Here is a 17,638-nt window from a genome sequence, read left to right as displayed (position 1 = left end):
TCCTTTGTTGTCCGTCCACGCCGGCGCCACGCCGGACGAGGCCGGGGCGCGCTGGCAGGCAGGACGGAATGGGGAGGCTCATGGTAGGAAGGTCCTTGGGGACTTGGCAAACCGGGCTGCCCCGGTACGTTAGCGGCTATTTGGCCGATGTTGCGCGATGTTGGCGGATGCGGTGACGCACGCGTCGCGCCAATCCGGCTTCCGGCGGCTAACGTCCGGCAACGTCCCGAAACAAACCGGCAAAAAAAATCATTGCGGACGCCATGCCGGCGCGCGTTTTTCGAGGAAAGCGCGCACGCCCTCGCGCCCTTCCTCGGACGCACGGATCGCCGCGATGCGGTTCGCGGTGTCGGCCAGCAGGTCGTTGTCGATGGCGCGCCCCGCCACGTCCTGCACCAGCCGCTTGCTCTCGCGCACGGCGTTGGGGCTGTTGGCGACCAGCGCGGCGGCGATCTCGGCCACCTTCGTGTCCAGTTGTGCGGCGGGCACCACAGCGTGGACGAAGCCGAGCCGCAGCGCCTCGGCGGCGTCGAACCGTTCCGCCGTGATGAAGTAGCGCCGCGCCGCCTGCTCGCCCATCGCCCGGATCACATAGGGGCTGATGGTGGCCGGCAGCAGGCCAAGCCTGGCCTCGGACAGGCAGAAGTTGGCCGGCTCGGCAGCCACGGCGATGTCGCACGCGGCCACCAGGCCCACGCCGCCGGCGTAGGTGTCGCCGTGGATGCGGGCGATGACGGGCTTCGGGCAGGCCCAGATGGTGTGGAGCATCTGGGCCAGCGTCAGCGCGTCGGCACGGTTTTCATCGTCCGTGTAGCCGGCCATCTTCTTCATCCAGTTCAGGTCCGCGCCGGCGCAGAAGGCCGGGCCGTTGCCGGCCAGCACGATGGCGCGCACCTCGGGGGTATCGCCCAGCGCGCGGAAGGCGCCGGTCACCTCGGCAATCACGGTTTCGTTGAACGCGTTGCGCACGTCCGGGCGGTTCAGCGTGACCGTGGCAACGTGGTGCGCGGCGGTCACGTTCAGCGTGGTGAAGTGCATGGTCTCTGTCTCCGGTGCATCGATGGGGGGTCAGGAGGCGCGTTCTGTGGCGCCGGCTGGCTTGGGCGGGTCTTCCGGCGCGTCGTCGTCGAACGGCATGCCGATATGGTGGAAGAAAGCATCGACCTCCGGCAGCCACAGCGCAATGCCGTGGCGGCTGCTGAACAGCCGGTGCGAGTCGCCATCGAACTCGCCCACGTTGACGAAGCGCGCGTCGGCGGCGGGGCCGCTCGCGGTCGCCTTGTAGTTGTTGTACAGCCGCTCGGGCAGCGGCCAGGGCCAGAAGCTGTCGTTGTCGCCGTAGAACCAGAGCGACGGGTAGCGCGCCGTGCGGCCGTAGTCGCCAAACGCATCGATCAGGTTGTTCTCCCAGCCGGCGCAGGCAGCATTGCGCAGCCCGCCGGCGAAGTTGACCACGCCGCGCACGCCCGGATAGCCGATGGCGGACAGCGCCATGGTCGAGAGCCCGCCATGTGACTGGCCGATCACTACGATGCGGGTCGGGTCCACATAGGGCTGCTGCACGAGGTAGTCGAGCGCGGCGATCACGTCTTCGGCCTGCGCCATGCCGTTGGCGCTGATGTTGCAGCTGCCGCCCACGTAGGCGCCGCCGGACTTCGAGAAGCCCTGCCGCATCGGCAGCGCCACCACGTAGCCGCGCCGCACGAACTCAGCGCTTTGCGCGGCAAAGCGCGCGCGGCCCTGGTAGGCGGGCTTGCCGGGCGCCTTGCCGTGGTTGATCACCACCAGCGGGTAGCGGCCATCGGCGGCGGGCCGGAAGATGGTGGTCTCCAGGTCCACGTTGGCGTCCGCGCCGGCCTTGGGCACCATCACCACGCGCTCGATCGTGCGCGGCGGCAGCGCGGCCTGGGCCGACTGGGCGAGGGCCGCCCCGCACAGCGTGACGCAGGCCAGCGCGACGGCAACGCCGCGAACGAGGGGGGCAAGGCGAAGCATGGTCAAACCAGAAAAAATACGGTGAACGAAAGGTCGAAACGGCAACGGCGCAAGCGCGGGCCTACATCCGGAACACGCCGAACTTCATGTCGCCGATGGGCGCGTTGAGGCTGGCGGACAAGCCGAGGCCCAGCACGGTACGCGTCTGCGCCGGATCGATCACCCCATCGTCCCAGAGCCGCGCGCTGGCGTAGTACGGGTGGCCCTGATGCTCGTACTGGTCGCGGATGGGCTGCTTGAACGCTTCCTCCTCGTCCGCGCTCCACTTGCCGCCGCGCCCCTCGATGCCGTCGCGCCGCACCGTGGCCAGCACGCTGGCCGCCTGCTCGCCGCCCATCACCGAAATCCGCGCGTTCGGCCACATCCACAGGAAGCGCGGCGAGTAGGCGCGGCCGCACATGCCGTAGTTGCCGGCGCCGAACGAGCCGCCGATGATGACCGTGAACTTCGGCACCTGCGCCGTGGCCACGGCGGTCACCATCTTGGCGCCGTTGCGGGCGATGCCTTCGTTCTCGTATTTGCGGCCCACCATGAAGCCGGTGATGTTCTGCAGGAACACCAGCGGGATCTTGCGCTGGCAGCACAGCTCGATAAAGTGCGCGCCCTTGAGCGCCGACTCCGAAAACAGGATGCCGTTGTTGGCGATGATGCCCACCGGGTAGCCCCAGATCCGCGCGAAGCCGCAGACCAGCGTGGTGCCGTAGCGCGCCTTGAATTCGTCGAATTCCGAGCCATCGACGAGGCGGGCGATGACCTCGCGCACGTCGTAGGGCTTGCGCGTGTCGGTGGGGATCACGCCGTACAGTTCCTCGGTGGGATACAGCGGCGGCGCCGGCTCGTGCAGGCGGATCTGGTCCGGCTTGCGCCGGTTCAGGTGCTGGACGATGTTGCGCGCCAGGGACAGCGCGTGGTGGTCGTTCTGGGCGAAGTAGTCGGCCACGCCGGACAGCCGGGTGTGAACGTCCGCGCCGCCCAGGTCCTCGGCGCTGACTTCCTCGCCGGTGGCGGCCTTCACCAGCGGCGGGCCGCCCAGGAAGATCGTGCCCTGGTCCTTGACGATGATCGACTCGTCGCTCATCGCCGGCACGTAGGCGCCGCCGGCCGTGCAGGAACCCATCACCACGGCGATCTGCGGAATGCCCTTGGCGGACAGGTTGGCCTGGTTGTAGAAGATGCGGCCGAAGTGGTCGCGGTCCGGGAAGACATCGTCCTGATTGGGCAGGTTGGCGCCGCCCGAATCGACCAGATAGATGCACGGCAGGTTGTTCTCTTCGGCAATCTCCTGCGCGCGCACGTGCTTCTTGACCGTGATCGGGTAGTAGGTGCCGCCCTTGACCGTGGCGTCGTTGCAGACGATCACGCATTCCTGGCCGGCCACCCGGCCGATGCCGGTGATGATGCCGGCGCCCGGCGCGGCGTTGTCGTACATCTCGTACGCGGCCAGTTGCGACAGCTCCAGGAACGGCGTGCCCGGATCGAGCAGTTGCTGCACGCGGTCGCGCGGCAGCAGCTTGCCGCGCCCCAGGTGCTTGGCGCGGGCTTCCTCGCCGCCGCCTTCGGCCAGTTTGGCGATGCGGGCCTTGAGGTCCGCCACCAGTGCCTGCATGGCCTCGGCATTGGCCTTGAAGGCCTCCGAGCGTGCGTTCAGTTTGGTTTCCAGCGTGGGCATGTCTCGTCCTGTTCTTTGTCTCGTTCCCGCTTCCCTGCCAATCCCTACCCTTGGTCCTGCCCCAGCATCTCGCCATCGACATAGAGCCAGCGCGGCGTCTCCCCAGCCGCGCGCGGCTCGAACACGAAGCGGCTGCGCTCATGCAGCCGCCACGCGCGGCCGCCCACCTTGTAGCGGGCGACGAATTCGACGATGGCGTGGGTGTCGTCCTGCTGGGCGTGGGCCTTGACCGTCAGCCCGAGCCAGCGCGTCTCACGCTCCGGGGCCAGGTCGTCCGGGCAGGTGGTGGCGTGCCAGGTCTGGCGCAGCCAGTCCACCAGCCCCTTCACATAGGCGCTGTAGCGCGAGCGCATCAGCGCCTCGGCGTTGGGCGGCAGCGCCTCACCGCGATGAAAGCGCCCGCAGCACGCGGCGTAGTCGGCATGACCGCACGGGCAAGGCTCGGGACCGGCGCGCATGGGGCGGCTTCGGCTCATCCAATCAGCTCCGGCAACTGGCGCATGTCCGTGAAAATGGTGTGCGCGCCGGCCTGGCGCAGCTCACGGGCGTCGTTCAGCGCGGCGTAGCCGAGCACGGTCATGCCCGCCGCCACGCCGGCCGTCACGCCGGTGGGGCTGTCTTCCACCACCACACAGCGCGACGGATCGACATCCATCGTGCGCGCGGCCAGCAGGTAGACGTCCGGCGCCGGCTTGCTGCGATCGACTTCGGTGGAGGAGAAGATGTGCTCGCGCGCGTCCTGCTGGAACAGCTCGACCAGCCCGGTGCGCGTCAGTTGCAGCTTCACCTTGATACGGTCCGCGCCGGAGGCCACGCACACGGGCAGGCCGCGCGCGGTGATCGCCTCGATGGCCTCGCGCACGTGCGGCACGGCCACCACCTCGGCCTCCAGCACCTGGTTGCGGCGCGCGAGCCACGTCGACAGCCAGTTCTCGGGCAGCGGCTTGCCCAGCCGGCGCTCGATATTGCCCAGCTCGTCGCGCACGGCGCGGCCGAGGAACCAGCGCTTCGACTCCTCCAGCGAGATGGCGATGCCCAGCTCGTTGAGCATCTCGTTGAGCACGCGGTGGACGATGGGCTCGCTGTCGACGAGCACGCCGTCACAGTCGAAGATCACGCAATCGAAGGCGGAGGGCTGCACAGGGGCCTGGGTTGCTGCGGTCATGCGGGTTTCTTTTCCTTGGTGATGTCGTTGCCGCCGACGGCGCGCAGCGGGGTCTGTGCCGTCTGCCGCCGGCTCTTGAGGTGCTGCTCCACCTGCTCGAAGCGGTCGAAGCCCCAGAACGGCTCCCCGTCGATGATCACGAACGGCGAGCCGAACACGCCCTTGGCCATCGCCACCTCGATCTCGGCCTTGAGCTGGTCCTTGATCTGGTAGCTGGTGGCGCCCTCGTTCATGGCGATGGGGTCGACGCCCAGCGGCTCGGCCAGCTTGGCCAGCTCCGCCGGCTCGGCGATATTGAGGTCATCGACGAACAGCGCCCGGTACACCGCCTTGGCGAACGCCGTGGCCACATCGGCGCCATGGTGGTTCTGCAGCCACAGCACCGCGCGCGCGGCGTGCTGGGTGGGCAGCGGGAAGTGGGTCGGGCGCTTGTAGTCGATATGGTGGAATTCGGCGGTGCGCTCGAAGTCGCGCCAGCAGTATTCGCCCTTGAGCGGGATGCTCGGCAGCGGCGAGGAGCCCGTCGTCTTGAACACCACGCCCAGCAGGATCGGATGCCACGCCACGTAGCGGCCGTACTTCTGCGCGATCTCGTCGATGCGGGTGCTGGCGAAGTAGCCGTAGGGCGAGGAAAAATCGAAGTAGAAGTCGATCGGTGCGGTCATGGCGAAGGGGGCTCCAGGTCAGATTCGCTTGCGTTGGGGTCAGGAACTGCGACGGGGACTGCCTAATGGGAATGCCAATAGTACAAGTACGATTGCCGATAGTACGCTTCCCGCCCGCGCTCAGGCGAGCGCGCGGGCGATGAGGATCTTCTGGATGTCGCTCGTGCCTTCATAGATCTGGCACACGCGCACGTCCCGGTAGATGCGCTCGACCGGGAAATCGTTCACATAGCCGTAGCCGCCGAAGACCTGGATGGCGTCCGAGCAGACCGCCTCGGCCATCTCGCTGGCGAACAGCTTGGCCATGGCGGCTTCCTTCAGGCACGGCCGGCCGGCATCCTTGAGCGTCGCCGCGTGCCAGACCATCTGGCGCGCCACGTCGATGCGGGTAGCCATGTCGGCCAGCCGGAACTGCACGGCCTGGTGCTGGAACAGTGGCTGGCCGAAGCTTTCCCGCTCCTTGGCGTAGGCCAGCGCGGCGTCGAACGCGGCGCGGGCCATGCCGATGCTCTGCGAGGCGATGCCGATGCGCCCGCCTTCGAGCCCGGACAGCGCCATCTTGTAGCCGGCGCCCTCCTCGCCCAGCAGGTTCTCAGCCGGGATGCGGCAGTCCTCGAACACAATCTGGGCGGTATCGGACGAATGCTGGCCGAGCTTGTCCTCGATGCGCGCCACGACATAGCCGGGCGTGGACGTGGGCACCAGGAAGGCGCTGATGCCGCGCTTGCCGGCGCCCTTGTCGGTCACGGCCATGACGATGGCCACGTCGGCGTGCTTGCCGCTGGTGATGAACTGCTTCACGCCGTTGAGCACGTAGTGGTCGCCATCGCGCCGGGCGGTGGTGCGCAGCGCGGCGGCGTCCGAGCCGACGTGCGGCTCGGTCAGGCAGAACGCGCCCAGCATCTCGCCGCGCGCCAGCGGCGCCAGCCACTGCTGCTTCTGCGCGTCGTTGGCGAAGGCCATCAGCATGCTGCACACCGGGCAGTTGTTCACGCTGATGACGGTGGAGGTGCCGCCGTCCCCGGCGGCAATTTCCTCGAGGATCAGCGCCAGCGACAGGTAGTCGAGCCCCGCCCCGCCCAGCTCTTCCGGCACGGCCACGCCATAGCAGCCCAGCGCGGCCAGTTCCTTGTGCACGGCCTTCGGAAAGGTCTTGTCGCGGTCCCACTGCGCCGCCTGCGGGGCGATGACGTCCTGCGCGAACTGCCGCACGGCATCGCGGATCATTTCCTGTTCGGGAGTCAGCAGCATGGTGTCCGGTGTCCTTTGTCTCCCTCCCCTTACCAGGGGAGCGGGGTGCCGTCGTAGTTGTGGAAGCTGCCGTTGTCGCGCTGGGTCAGGCCGGCCAGCGTGCGGCGCAGGCTGGTGACGCTCTGCTGCGGCGTGAGGTCGGCCTTGGGGCCGCCCATGTCGGTCTGCACCCAGCCGGGGTGCAGCGCCACGCAGATGGCATGGCGTGCGTCCAGCGAGACGGCCTTCAGGGCGGCGTTGGCGCCGGCCTTGCTGACGCGGTAGAGCCAGCTACGGTTGCTGTCCATCGTGCCGATGCTGCCCATGCGCGACGACAGCACGGCCAGCACGCCGCCGCGCCCGTGGTTGCCGGTCTCGACGAACGGCAGGATCAGCGGCAGGGCCATCATCGGCCCGAGCACGTTGGTGTGCATCACGGCGTCGAAGTCTTCCCGTACGACCGGTTGCGCACCTTCGCTGCGCGGACCGATCACGCCGGCGTTGTAGATCGCCACGTCGAACGACTCGCCATCGAGCTTCCAGCCCAGCCCGGCCAGCGCGCCGGCGTCGGTCAGGTCCAGCTGGTGGGCCTCGGCGCCGAGCGCCTTGAGCGCCGCCACGCCCTCATCGCTGCGCGCGGCGGCGATGACGCGCCAGCCGTCGGCACGGTACTGGCGGACAAACTCGAGACCGAGACCGCGCGAGGCGCCAAGGACGAGGGCTGTGGGCATGGGAGAACTCCTGTGGTTGTCGTGGGGATGGGCGGAAATCAGACGATTTCGATGCCGACCGCCGTGGCCTCGCCGCCGCCGATGCAGAGGCTGGCCACGCCGCGCTTGCCGCCGGTCTTGCGCAGGGCGCCGATCAGCGTGGTCATGATGCGCGCGCCCGAGGCGCCAATCGGATGGCCCAGCGCGCACGCGCCGCCGTGAATGTTGACCTTGTCGCGCGGAATCTTGAGGTCATGCATGGCCGCCATCGGCACCACGGCGAAGGCCTCGTTGATCTCGAACAGGTCCACGCTGTCGGTGGTCCAGTCCAGCTTGCGGTAGAGCTTGGCGATGGCGTCCACCGGCGCCGTGGTGAACCAGCCCGGCGCCTGTGCGTGCGAGGTATGGCCGAGCATGCGCGCCAGCGGCTGCAGGCCGAGCGACTTCGCCGTCGATGCGCGCATCATCACCAGCGCGGCGGCGCCGTCGTTGATCGATGAGGACGAGGCCGCCGTGATCGTGCCGTCCTTGGCGAACGCCGGCTTCAGCGACGGGATCTTGTCCACCTTGATGCGGCGCGGGCCTTCGTCGGTGTCGATCACCGTGTCGCCCCCCTTGCCGGACACCGTCACCGGGGTGATTTCCCAGCGGAAGGCGCCGCTCTCGGTGGCCTGCTGGGCGCGGCGCACGGACTCCATCGCGAATTCGTCCTGCTGCGCGCGGGTGAAGGCGTACTTGGCGGCACAGTCTTCGCCGAAGGTGCCCATCGCGCGGCCCCCGCCTTTTTCGTCACGAGAGTAGGCGTCTTCCAGGCCGTCCAGCATCATGTGGTCGTAGATCATGCCGTGACCGATGCGGTAGCCGCCGCGCCCCTTCGGAATCAGGTACGGCGCGTTGGTCATGCTTTCCATGCCGCCCGCGATGGCGATCTCGAACGAACCGGCCAGCAGGCCGTCGAAGACCGTCATCGCCGCGCGCATGCCCGACCCGCACATCTTGTTGACCGTGGTGCAGGCCACGTCCAGCGGCAGCCCGGCGCCGAGCGCCGCCTGGCGCGCGGGCGCCTGCCCCTGGCCGGCCGGCAGCACGCAGCCGAATACCACTTCCTGCACCTGCTCCGGCTTCAGGCCGGCGCGCTCCACGGCGGCGCGGATGGCCGCGGCGCCAAGTTGCGGCGCCGTCAGGCTGCTCAACTCGCTCTGGAACGCGCCCATGGGCGTGCGGGCGGCGGATACGATGACGATCGGGTCTTGCATGGTTGTCTCCTGAATACCGGTTCGTACTGTCTTGAAAATCAGCGGATCGAGGCCTGCGGGGGGTCGCCGTACTGGCGATAGGCCGCGGCCAGTTGTTCTTGCAGTTCCTCGTTGTTGCTGGCGGCCATGCCGAGGTCGCGCAGCAGGCCATCAGACACGCCGTAGACCCAGCCATGCACCGTCACGGCCTGGCCACGGTCCCAGGCGTCCTGGAGCACCGTGGTCTGGCAGACGTTGTTGACCTGCTCGATCACGTTCAGCTCGCACAGCCGCGTGTGGGCATCATCCTCGCGCAGCACCGTGCCGAGGTAGGCCGCGTGCTTGTCCGCCACGTCCTGCACGTGGCGCAGCCAGTTGTCGGCCAGGCCCACGCGCTCGCGCTTGAGCGCCACCTTCACGCCGCCGCAGCCGTAGTGGCCCACCACGGTGATGTGGCGCACCTTGAGCACCTCCACGGCGAACTGGAGCACGGACAGCGCGTTCAGGTCGCTGTGCGAGATCACATTGGCGATATTGCGATGGACAAACACCTCGCCCGGCGCCAGTCCGAGGATCTGGTTGGCCGGCACGCGGGAATCGGAACAGCCGATCCACAGGTACTCGGGCGCCTGCTGGTTGGCCAGGCGCGTGAAGAAGGTGGGGTCTTCCGCGTTGACGCGGTCCACCCAGTCGCGGTTGTTCTTGAACAGTTGCGCGATGGCGTCAGTCATGCCGCCCTCCTTGGATAATCTGCGTGGTGGTCGTCGGCGCCGGGGCCGTAGCGGTGGATGAAGCGGTCTTTACTCTGATAGGCAAAAAAGTCATGGACGTGTCCGGCCATCAGCCGGTCCTTATGGTGCTGCCACATGGCAGCATCGAAGAAATCCTCGTGGTGCCGCAGGAAGGCGGCGCGCACGCGTGGGTCGCCGAGCAGGAACGTGCGGAACGTTTCCGGAAAGATGTCGTGCGGACGTACGGTGTACCACACCTCGCCCGACATTTCCTCTTCCTCGTTGCGCGGCTCGGGCACGCGGCGGATGTTGCAATCGGTCAGGTATTCGATCTCGTCATAGTCGTAGAACACCACGCGCCCGTGGCGCGTGACGCCGAAGTTCTTGTAGAGCATGTCCCCCGGGAAGATATTGGCGGCAATCAGTTCCTTGACCGCGTTGCCGTACTCGACGATGCCGTGCTCGACCTGCTCGTCGGTACCCTCCTGGAGCCAGAGGTTGAGCGGCGTCATGCGGCGCTCGATATAGACGTGCCGCACCACGATCTCCTGCCCGCCGTCGCGGCCGCGCTGGTACTCGATCATCGACGGCGCGTGGGCTTCCAGCTCGCGCACCAGCGATTCGTCGAAGCGCGACAGCGGGAAGGCCACGTCCGAATACTCCAGCGTATCGGCCATGCGCCCCACCCGGTCGTGCTGCTTCACGAGCTGGTATTTCGACTCCACCAGCGCGCGCGTGGTTTCCTTCGGCGGGGCGAAGACATCACGGATGACCTTGAACACGTAGGGGAACGACGGCAGCGTGAACACCAGCATCACCAGCCCCCGGATGCCGGGCGCGACCACGAACTTGTCCGACGAATGCTGCAGATGGTGGAGGAAGTCGCGGTAGAACAGGTTCTTGCCCTGCTTCTGCAAGCCCAGCGCGGTGTAGATCTCCCCGCGCGGCTTGCGCGGCAGGATGTCGCGCAGGAAGGTCACGTAGGCCGACGGGATCTCCATGTCGACCATGAAATAGGCATGCGAGAACGAGAACAGGATCAGCAGCTGTTCCGGACGCAGCAGCACGGTGTCCAGCACGAGCTGGCCGGTCGGGCCGTGGATGATCGGGATCGCCAGCGGGTAGGTCTGGTCGCCGTTCAGCACCCGGCCGACGATCACGGCGGCCTTGTTGCGGAAGAACAGCGACGATAGCGCGTGTATCTGGAAGTTCGGCGCAATCCGCGCCTCGCCCAGGTGTTCGGTGAAGGCGCGCACCACGTAGCCGATATCCCGCGCCAGGTCCTCGAACGGCCGCTCCAGCTGGTAGTTGTGCACCATCCGCTCGAAACAGGCGGCCATGCCTTCGCGGCTGCCCGGGTAGTAGGCGCGGTAGGTGGGGCGCGTCGGCGATTCCTCGTTCTCGATGTATTCGGTCGAGATGGCGGGCCGCACGAAGATGAAATCGTTGTTGAAGTACGAGCGGTGCAGGATCCGCGTGCAGACCGAGTTGAAGAAGGTCTCGGCCAGCTCGGGCTGGTGGTGCTTGGTCAGCAGGCCGATGTAGTGCAGCTTGACCTGCTGCCAGATGCCGTCCTCGATGCGCGCGGCGTCATACTCGTCCTCAAGGACCACCGTGGTCTCGCGCACGCGCTCGTTATAGAACGCGATGCGGTCACGCTGGAGCTGCTGCAGCCCGTGCCAATCCCCTGCCTCGAAGCGCAGCTTGGCCGCGTGGCTGACCTCGCGGAACAGCCGGTAGTGCTTGTCGAAGCCGTCCAGCATGGTCCGCGCCACATCGTAGGCAATCTGCGACGAGAGCAGCTTGGGGAAGTGCGACATGGTCGAGGGCGGCGGCTGCGGTGCGGTAAGGGGTCAGGGAATTGTAAAGGGGTTCGTCAGGACCGGTTGAGCGATGCTTAGATCACATTCGATCACATCGTCTCGGCAAACAGCTCCCGGCCGATCAGCATCCGGCGGATCTCCGACGTGCCCGCGCCAATCTCGTACAGCTTGGCATCGCGCCACAGCCGGCCGGTGGGGTAGTCGTTGATATAGCCGTTGCCGCCCAGGATCTGCACCGACTCCCCAGCCATCCACGTGGCCTTTTCCGCCGTGTAGAGAATCACCGCGGCGCAGTCCTTGCGGACCTGGCGCACATGCCCGCTGCCCAGCGAATCCAGGTTCTTGCCTACGGTATACAAATAGCTGCGCGCGGCCTGGAGCGTGGTGTACATGTCCGCCACCTTGCCCTGGATCAGCTGGAACTCGCCGATGCTCTGACCGAACTGCTTGCGGTCGTGGATGTACGGTGTCACCACGTCCATGCACGCCTGCATGATGCCGACCGGGCCGCCGGACAGCACGGCGCGCTCGTAGTCGAGCCCGCTCATCAGCACCTTGGCGCCGCCGTTCTCGGCGCCGAGGATGTTCTCCACCGGCACCTCCACGTTCTCGAACACCAGTTCGCCCGTGTGGGAGCCGCGCATGCCCAGCTTGTCCAGCTTCTGCGCCACCGAGAAGCCCTTCATGCCTTTCTCGACGATAAACGCCGTCATGCCGCGCGCGCCGAGGTCCGGCTCGGTCTTGGCGTAGACCACCAGCACGTCGCAGTCCGGCCCGTTGGTGATCCACATCTTGGTGCCGTTCAGGACATAGCGGTCGCCCTTGAAGTCAGCGCGCAGCTTCATGCTGACCACGTCCGACCCCGCGTTCGGCTCGCTCATCGCCAGCGCGCCGATCCAGTCCCCCGACACCAGCTTGGGCAGGTATTTCGCCTTCTGGGCGGCCGAGCCATTGCGGTGGATCTGGTTCACGCACAGATTCGAGTGCGCGCCGTAGGACAGCCCGACCGACGCCGACGCGCGGCTGATCTCCTCCATCGCGATCATATGGGCGAGGTAGCCCATGTTCGCGCCGCCGTACTCCTCGGCCACGGTGATGCCCAGCACGCCGAGGTCGCCCATCTTCTTCCAGGCATCCATCGGGAACTGGTCCGACCGGTCGATCTCGGCCGCGCGCGGCGCCAGTTCGGCCTGCGCCCAGCTGCGCACGGAGGCGCGCAGCATCTCGATGTCCTCGCCCAGATCGAATCTCAGGCCTGGCAGTTCGGTCATGTCGGTCTCCTGTCTGTTCGTGTCGGTGTTGTGGGGCGTATTTTATTGACGTTTACGTAAACGTCAATTCCATCCGAAGGCGGATGGCTAAAAGTGCGGCATCAGGCGGTTCTGGTCTTCGGGGCCTCACCATGTGCCGCCAGCAGCGCCCGGCAATGGCGCTCGTGCTGGTCGATCTCCGCAAGCTGGGCCTGAAGGTCTTCCATCTGGCGCTCCAGGACTTCCCGGTGTTGCGACAGTGCGCCCAGAAAGCGCTCCAACTGCGGTGCGGTATCGCGTGGCGACTCGTAGAGATCCAGTATTTCGCGGATTTCGTTGAGAGTGAGCCCCAACCTTTTACCGCGCAGCGTGAGCTTGAGGCGGGTGCGCTCGCGTCCGTTATAGACGCGCTTGCGCCCGCCCGGGCCCTCGCGGTCAGGCGAGAGCAGGCCCTGATCCTCGTAGAACCGGATCGCGCGCGGGGTGACGTCGAACTCGCGCGCGAGGTCGGTAATGGTGTAGGTGGCGGGGGATGGCTGTGCCGGCATGATGCGCCCAGGAAAGTGAACGGTCGTTCGTTGCGCGGTCAAGTTTTGGTCTAAGATGACGAGCAGGCCGCGACGATTGACGTTAACGTTAGCGTCAAGTGCCGCCGCTGACAATGACTGGACAACATGCCCCCATAGAGCGCCCGGTGCCCCGCTGCACCCGAAGGCGCCGGATTCGACCGAGACACGCCCCATGAACGCACTCGAAAGCCAGCTCCAATACCCGTTTGACGAGACCATGCCGGCGCCCGGCACGCGCCAGGAAGTGGCGCCCGGCGTCTTCTGGCTGCGCATGCCGCTGCCCTTCGCGCTCGACCACATCAACCTGTGGCTCCTGCGCGACCGCCTGGACGGGCGGGACGGCTGGACCATCATCGACTGCGGCATCACCAACGACATCATCAAGGGGCACTGGGAGACCATCTTCGCCAACGAGCTGGACGGCCTGCCCGTGCTGCGCGTGCTGGTGACCCATTGCCACCCGGACCACGTGGGGCTGGCGCACTGGCTCTGCAAGCACTGGGATGTGCGGCTGTGGATGAGCCTGGGCGACTACATGACCGCGCGCGTGATGTCGGGCGGCAGCGGCGTCGGCTCGAACGCCGGCGGCGACTTCGCGGCGAGCCACTTCGCCCGCCACGGCCTGACGGACCCGGACAACCTGGAAAAGCTGCGCGCCCGCAAGGCCTACTATCCGTCGATGGTGCCCGAGGTGCCCACACAGTACCGCCGCCTGATGGACGAGGACATCGTGGACATCGGCGCCGATCCGGCCACGGCCGGCTGGCGCGTGATCACCGGCTTCGGCCACGCCCCGGAGCACGTGGCGCTCTACAACGCCGCCAACAACGTGCTGATCTCGGGCGACATGGTGCTGCCGCGCATCTCGACCAACGTCAGCGTGTTCGACATGGAGCCGGAGGCCAATCCGCTCCAGCTCTACCTCGACTCATTGGACAAGTACGAAGACCTGCCCGCCGACGTGCTGATCCTGCCGTCGCACGGCCGCCCGTTCCGCAACCTGCACACCCGCATCCGCCAGTTGCAGGAGCACCATGTGGACCGCCTGGCCGAGACGCTGGCCGCCTGTGCCGAGAAGCCGTGCCATGCGCACGACATCGTTGGCGTGATCTTCCGGCGCCAGTTCGACATCCACCAGCTGACCTTCGCGATGGGCGAGGCGCTGGCGCACCTGCACGCGCTCTGGCATCGCGGCCAGCTTGTGCGCGAATGCGGCGACGACGGCATCGTCCGCTTCCGGGCGGCCTGACGCCCAAACGTCTCAGAATGACTCGGCGAGGGTCCTGAGGTAGCGCACGCCGGCCACGGCGCGGCTGCCGTACCAGGACAGCATCTCGCCATCCACCAGCATCACCGGCCTGCCGATCTGGCGCTCGAGCGCATCGGCATGGTCCTCGGTGAAGCGGTACGGCTCGGTCGACAGCAGCACGGCGTCCAGCTCGCGCACCAGCGCGTCGCTCCAGCGAAAGGTGGGATAGCGCTCGCCGGGCGCGTTCGGCCGGCTGCAATCCCCATCGACGCAGGCCGCGAGGTCCGCGCCGTCATCGGGCCAGGTGGCCCAGTTCACCAGCGCCAGCATCCGGCTGATATAGGTCGCGCGCGATACCGTCATCCACGGGTCCTGCCAGATCGCGTACAGCACGGTGCGCGCGGGCCAACGCCGGGCGCGGATCGCCTCGAGTTCGGCCTGGAGCGCCTGCGCCAGCCCCTCCGCCTGTTGCACTTTGTTGAAAATGCCGCCCAGCAGCCGGTACAGCGCGAAGTTGTCCTCGGGCGCGCACGGGTGGGTCACGATCACGTGCGGCACGAAGGTGCGGATCTCGTCCACGGTTTCGCGCCGGTTCTCGTCGATATTGACCACCACGTGGGTCGGCGCCAGCGCCCGCAGCTTGTCCAGCTTGACGTCCTTGGTCCCGCCGACCTTCTCCACCGCCCGCACCGCCGGCTCGGGATGGATGCAGAAGCCGGTGCGGGCCACCATGCGGTCAGCCAGGCCGAGATCGAACAGCAACTCGGTCACGGACGGCACCAGCGAGGCGATGCGGACCTCGCCACTGGCCGGGCCGTGGGCCTGCCCGAGGGCGTCGGCCCACATCAGGCGTCTCCCCTGCCGGCGCGGTCCGCCTTGCGTGGCTTGCGCGGCGCGCGGGCGAACAGCTTGTCATAGAGCCACATTGGCATCACGTGCAGGATCGACGCCACCACCCCCATCTGCCACGGAATCACCTTGTAGCGCGTGCCGGCGGCAATCCGGCGGATGGCCTTGCGCGCGAAGACATCGGCATCCATCAGGAACGGCATGCGGTACGGGTTGTGCGCCGTCATCGGCGTACGGATATAGCCTGGGGCGATGGTCACCACGCGGATGCGGTGCCGCGCCTGCTCCAGCCGCAGGCTTTCCAGCAGCTTGACCACGGCAGACTTCGAGGCGCTGTAGGCCCCGCCGCCAGGCAGCCCCCGCACGCCGGCCACGCTGGCGATGCCCACCAGCGTGCCGCGCCAGCCGCCGGCGCCGGGCGCGCGCTCGCGCATCGGGTGCAGGAAGGGCTGGAAGGTGGTCAGGGTGCCGAACCAGTTGGTGTCCATGACCAGCCGGAAGTCGTCCAGATCCTCGCGCTCGCTGGCCACGGTGCCCACGGAGATCCCCGCGTTGGCGATCACCACGTCGGGGCAGCCGAAATGGACAAGAAAGTCGGTGGCGGCGGCGTGCATGGCATCCGCATCGCGCACATCGGCCGCATAGATGCGTACCGCGTTGGGGTTGGGCAGGGAGGCGGCGAAGTCACGCAGGGCGGCCTCACGCCGGCCCACCAGCCCGAGCACGGCGCCCTGCGCCGCGTAGGCGCGTGCGAGCGCCTGGCCAATGCCGCTCGATGCGCCGGTAAGGAAGACTTTCAGGGGTCGCATCGGATCAATATAGTGAATACGGAGGGATGGAACGGCCCGGGCCATGCAAAACGGCCCGGCACGCGTCTCGCGCACCGGGCCGTCTGGGGTCATGCCGCGCGGATCAGAGCTTCTTCGCGCGCACGCCGGTAACCAGGGTATCCAGGGCCTGGATGGCAGCCGGCTTGGTCCCGGCGATGCTCGGCGAAGTCTCGTACTTGCCCTGCACCACCACGGTCGGCACACCCTCGATCTTGTACGAATCGGCGATCTTGTTGGCGCGCTGGGCGTTCGTGGTCACCGTGAACGAGTTGTAGGTATCGAGCCACTGCTTGCGGTCGATGCCGTTCTTGGCCATGAAATCGGCGATCTCGTCGGTGCTCAGCATGCGCTTGCGGTCCTTGTGGATCGCCTCGAACACCTTGCCGTGCAGCGCGTCCAGCTTGCCCAGCGACTCCAGCGCATAGAAGATCTTGGTGTGCGGCAGCAGGTCGTCGCGGAAGGCCACCGGCACGCGCTTGAACACCACGTCCTTGCCCTGCTTGCCGGCCCAGGCTTCCAGCTCCGGCTCGAAGTCGTAGCAGTGCGGGCAGCCGTACCAGAAGAACTCGGTCACTTCGATCTTGCCCGCCGGCACCGGCTGGGGCGACTTCAGCACCGTGTAGTCCTTGCCCTCGGCCGGTGCGGCCATGGCTGCGGGCGCAGTCATCAGCAGACCGCCCACGGCGGCGACAGTGGCGAGGAAAGCGGCGATTTTCTTCATCTTCGAAGGGCCTTCTGATAGGTCAGAGAGATCAGGGGGATGGCCCGCACGCGGCGAGCCGACCGTTAAGACAAGTGCGGCGGCGCCCGGTTCCTCCGCGGCGCCGCCCGCCATGTTACTGCTTTGTAAAGCGGATCACCGAAGCTTCGAAACCGTTCGATTGCAGGCGGTCGCGCGCCCGGTTCATGTCCTCGATACGGTTGAACGGCCCCAGACGAACGCGGTACATCTTCACCCCGTTGACATCGCGCTCGGTCACCTTGGCCTCGAAGCCCTGCATGGCCAGATTGGCCTTCTGGCGGTCCGCGTCGTCCTGCGAGCGGAAGGCGCCCACCTGGAGCAGGTAACCCACCTTGTTGGCGTCAGCCTGGGCGATCTCGGCGATTGGGTCGGCCACCGGCTTCTCGGCCGGGCGCGTGGCGGGCTTTTCGGCCGGACGCGAGGCGTCGGCCGGCTTGGCGGCGCCATTGGAGGCGGCGGGCTGGTCGGCCGGGCGCGTCGTCGCCACCGGCGGCTGGGCCGGGGTGGACGGCTGCGCATCGGGCTGCCCCACGGGCTTGGCCGGCGTCTTGCTCCACAGCGGCCGGTTCGGGTCGCTCGGGCCTTCGGCCTGCTGCTGCGGTTGCGTGGGTGCCGGCAGCGGCGTGGCTACGTTGCCGGGCTCGCTCGGCGGGCGCTGCTGGGCACTGCCGTTGGCGCCCTTCTGCTGGAACGGCGCGGGCGACTTGGTGATATACAGGGCCACCACCACGGCGATGGCCAGGCCGACGATCAGCCCGAGCACCAGGCCCAGGAACGTACCACCGCGCTGCATCCGGACATGGGTACGGGTTCGGCGCGCGGCGCGCTTGCGTTGCTGTTGCATGAAGTCCTCTTCGGTGTTGCCGGGGATTATAGGGCCTGTCCCGGCAGGCACGATTGAGACCACTCTGAAAAGTGGCCCAACC

Annotated in this window: 18 protein-coding genes; 1 reads left to right on the top strand and 17 read right to left on the bottom strand. The window is 67.4% G+C overall.

Going from position 1 to position 17,638, the window contains the following annotated elements:
* Positions 1-249: 249 nt before the first annotated feature.
* The 13 genes from SB751_RS15355 to SB751_RS15295 form a co-directional block, all read right to left on the bottom strand.
* A complete protein-coding gene (locus tag SB751_RS15355) occupies positions 250-1,038 on the bottom strand; it encodes an enoyl-CoA hydratase/isomerase family protein (protein WP_144199242.1) in 789 nt (262 codons plus the stop codon).
* A 30-nt stretch (positions 1,039-1,068) separates the two neighbouring features.
* Positions 1,069-1,995 (bottom strand): dienelactone hydrolase family protein, encoded by a 927-nt coding sequence (locus tag SB751_RS15350; RefSeq protein ID WP_144199244.1) that lies wholly within the window; start codon positions 1,993-1,995, stop codon positions 1,069-1,071.
* A 61-nt stretch (positions 1,996-2,056) separates the two neighbouring features.
* Entirely contained in the window at positions 2,057-3,664 is a 1,608-nt protein-coding gene (locus SB751_RS15345; protein ID WP_144199246.1) for a carboxyl transferase domain-containing protein, read from the bottom strand.
* A 44-nt stretch (positions 3,665-3,708) separates the two neighbouring features.
* Entirely contained in the window at positions 3,709-4,140 is a 432-nt protein-coding gene (locus SB751_RS15340) for a YchJ family metal-binding protein (protein ID WP_211943015.1), read from the bottom strand.
* A complete protein-coding gene (locus tag SB751_RS15335) occupies positions 4,137-4,829 on the bottom strand; it encodes an HAD family hydrolase (protein ID WP_144199250.1) in 693 nt (230 codons plus the stop codon). Before SB751_RS15335 ends, SB751_RS15340 begins: the two co-directional genes overlap by 4 nt.
* Entirely contained in the window at positions 4,826-5,494 is a 669-nt protein-coding gene (locus SB751_RS15330) for a 2-hydroxychromene-2-carboxylate isomerase (protein WP_144199252.1), read from the bottom strand. Before SB751_RS15330 ends, SB751_RS15335 begins: the two co-directional genes overlap by 4 nt.
* A 120-nt stretch (positions 5,495-5,614) precedes the next feature.
* Positions 5,615-6,745 carry an acyl-CoA dehydrogenase family protein gene (locus SB751_RS15325; protein ID WP_211943014.1) on the bottom strand — a complete coding sequence of 377 codons (1,131 nt, stop codon included), beginning with the start codon at positions 6,743-6,745 and terminating at the stop codon, positions 5,615-5,617.
* Between the two features lie 29 nt (positions 6,746-6,774).
* Complete coding sequence (locus tag SB751_RS15320) at positions 6,775-7,455, bottom strand: SDR family oxidoreductase (protein WP_250024985.1); 681 nt, start codon at positions 7,453-7,455, stop codon at positions 6,775-6,777.
* A 38-nt stretch (positions 7,456-7,493) separates the two neighbouring features.
* Positions 7,494-8,690: an acetyl-CoA C-acetyltransferase gene (locus SB751_RS15315; RefSeq protein ID WP_410748205.1), complete on the bottom strand. Its 1,197-nt coding sequence runs from the start codon at positions 8,688-8,690 to the stop codon at positions 7,494-7,496.
* Between the two features lie 38 nt (positions 8,691-8,728).
* Positions 8,729-9,400, bottom strand: coding sequence for a carbonate dehydratase (can, locus tag SB751_RS15310; protein WP_144199260.1), 672 nt, complete (start codon positions 9,398-9,400; stop codon positions 8,729-8,731).
* Entirely contained in the window at positions 9,397-11,220 is a 1,824-nt protein-coding gene (gene aceK, locus SB751_RS15305) for a bifunctional isocitrate dehydrogenase kinase/phosphatase (RefSeq protein ID WP_144199262.1), read from the bottom strand. Before aceK ends, can begins: the two co-directional genes overlap by 4 nt.
* Positions 11,221-11,312: 92 nt before the next feature.
* A complete protein-coding gene (locus SB751_RS15300) occupies positions 11,313-12,494 on the bottom strand; it encodes an isovaleryl-CoA dehydrogenase (RefSeq protein WP_144199264.1) in 1,182 nt (393 codons plus the stop codon).
* Positions 12,495-12,595: 101 nt separating this feature from the next.
* On the bottom strand, positions 12,596-13,021 hold the full coding sequence (locus SB751_RS15295; RefSeq protein ID WP_144199305.1) for a MerR family transcriptional regulator: 426 nt from the start codon (positions 13,019-13,021) through the stop codon (positions 12,596-12,598).
* A gap of 193 nt (positions 13,022-13,214) precedes the next feature.
* Here SB751_RS15295 and SB751_RS15290 point away from each other — a divergent pair, with 193 nt between their 5' ends.
* A complete protein-coding gene (locus SB751_RS15290) occupies positions 13,215-14,291 on the top strand; it encodes an MBL fold metallo-hydrolase (protein ID WP_313819083.1) in 1,077 nt (358 codons plus the stop codon).
* Positions 14,292-14,303: 12 nt separating this feature from the next.
* Here SB751_RS15290 and SB751_RS15285 read toward each other — a convergent pair whose 3' ends face one another.
* From SB751_RS15285 to SB751_RS15270, 4 genes are all read right to left on the bottom strand, one after another.
* On the bottom strand, positions 14,304-15,137 hold the full coding sequence (locus tag SB751_RS15285; RefSeq protein ID WP_144199268.1) for a helical backbone metal receptor: 834 nt from the start codon (positions 15,135-15,137) through the stop codon (positions 14,304-14,306).
* Positions 15,137-15,949, bottom strand: a complete 813-nt coding sequence (locus tag SB751_RS15280; protein WP_144199270.1) for an SDR family oxidoreductase — start codon at positions 15,947-15,949, stop codon at positions 15,137-15,139. Before SB751_RS15280 ends, SB751_RS15285 begins: the two co-directional genes overlap by 1 nt.
* Positions 15,950-16,052: 103 nt before the next feature.
* Positions 16,053-16,691 (bottom strand): thiol:disulfide interchange protein DsbA/DsbL, encoded by a 639-nt coding sequence (locus tag SB751_RS15275; RefSeq protein WP_144199272.1) that lies wholly within the window; start codon positions 16,689-16,691, stop codon positions 16,053-16,055.
* A 115-nt stretch (positions 16,692-16,806) separates the two neighbouring features.
* Positions 16,807-17,556: an SPOR domain-containing protein gene (locus tag SB751_RS15270; protein WP_144199275.1), complete on the bottom strand. Its 750-nt coding sequence runs from the start codon at positions 17,554-17,556 to the stop codon at positions 16,807-16,809.
* Positions 17,557-17,638 lie beyond the last annotated feature (82 nt).

Origin of the sequence: Cupriavidus sp. SIMBA_020, assembly GCF_046535395.1 — a bacterium.
GTDB lineage: Bacteria > Pseudomonadota > Gammaproteobacteria > Burkholderiales > Burkholderiaceae > Cupriavidus > Cupriavidus campinensis.
The sequence above is the reverse complement of the archived record's forward strand: the minus strand, read 5'-3'. Positions and strand labels throughout refer to the sequence as shown.

Bases quoted from the DNA above. Each gene is read 5' to 3' on its own strand.
- SB751_RS15355 (WP_144199242.1), bottom strand. From the start codon at position 1,038: ATGCACTTCACCACGCTGAACGTGACCGCCGCGCACCACGTTGCCACG.
- SB751_RS15350 (WP_144199244.1), bottom strand. From the start codon at position 1,995: ATGCTTCGCCTTGCCCCCCTCGTTCGCGGCGTTGCCGTCGCGCTGGCC.
- SB751_RS15345 (WP_144199246.1), bottom strand. From the start codon at position 3,664: ATGCCCACGCTGGAAACCAAACTGAACGCACGCTCGGAGGCCTTCAAG.
- SB751_RS15340 (WP_211943015.1), bottom strand. From the start codon at position 4,140: ATGAGCCGAAGCCGCCCCATGCGCGCCGGTCCCGAGCCTTGCCCGTGC.
- SB751_RS15335 (WP_144199250.1), bottom strand. From the start codon at position 4,829: ATGACCGCAGCAACCCAGGCCCCTGTGCAGCCCTCCGCCTTCGATTGC.
- SB751_RS15330 (WP_144199252.1), bottom strand. From the start codon at position 5,494: ATGACCGCACCGATCGACTTCTACTTCGATTTTTCCTCGCCCTACGGC.
- SB751_RS15325 (WP_211943014.1), bottom strand. From the start codon at position 6,745: ATGCTGCTGACTCCCGAACAGGAAATGATCCGCGATGCCGTGCGGCAG.
- SB751_RS15320 (WP_250024985.1), bottom strand. From the start codon at position 7,455: ATGCCCACAGCCCTCGTCCTTGGCGCCTCGCGCGGTCTCGGTCTCGAG.
- SB751_RS15315 (WP_410748205.1), bottom strand. From the start codon at position 8,690: ATGCAAGACCCGATCGTCATCGTATCCGCCGCCCGCACGCCCATGGGC.
- can (WP_144199260.1), bottom strand. From the start codon at position 9,400: ATGACTGACGCCATCGCGCAACTGTTCAAGAACAACCGCGACTGGGTG.
- aceK (WP_144199262.1), bottom strand. From the start codon at position 11,220: ATGTCGCACTTCCCCAAGCTGCTCTCGTCGCAGATTGCCTACGATGTG.
- SB751_RS15300 (WP_144199264.1), bottom strand. From the start codon at position 12,494: ATGACCGAACTGCCAGGCCTGAGATTCGATCTGGGCGAGGACATCGAG.
- SB751_RS15295 (WP_144199305.1), bottom strand. From the start codon at position 13,021: ATGCCGGCACAGCCATCCCCCGCCACCTACACCATTACCGACCTCGCG.
- SB751_RS15290 (WP_313819083.1), top strand. From the start codon at position 13,215: ATGAACGCACTCGAAAGCCAGCTCCAATACCCGTTTGACGAGACCATG.
- SB751_RS15285 (WP_144199268.1), bottom strand. From the start codon at position 15,137: ATGTGGGCCGACGCCCTCGGGCAGGCCCACGGCCCGGCCAGTGGCGAG.
- SB751_RS15280 (WP_144199270.1), bottom strand. From the start codon at position 15,949: ATGCGACCCCTGAAAGTCTTCCTTACCGGCGCATCGAGCGGCATTGGC.
- SB751_RS15275 (WP_144199272.1), bottom strand. From the start codon at position 16,691: ATGAAGAAAATCGCCGCTTTCCTCGCCACTGTCGCCGCCGTGGGCGGT.
- SB751_RS15270 (WP_144199275.1), bottom strand. From the start codon at position 17,556: ATGCAACAGCAACGCAAGCGCGCCGCGCGCCGAACCCGTACCCATGTC.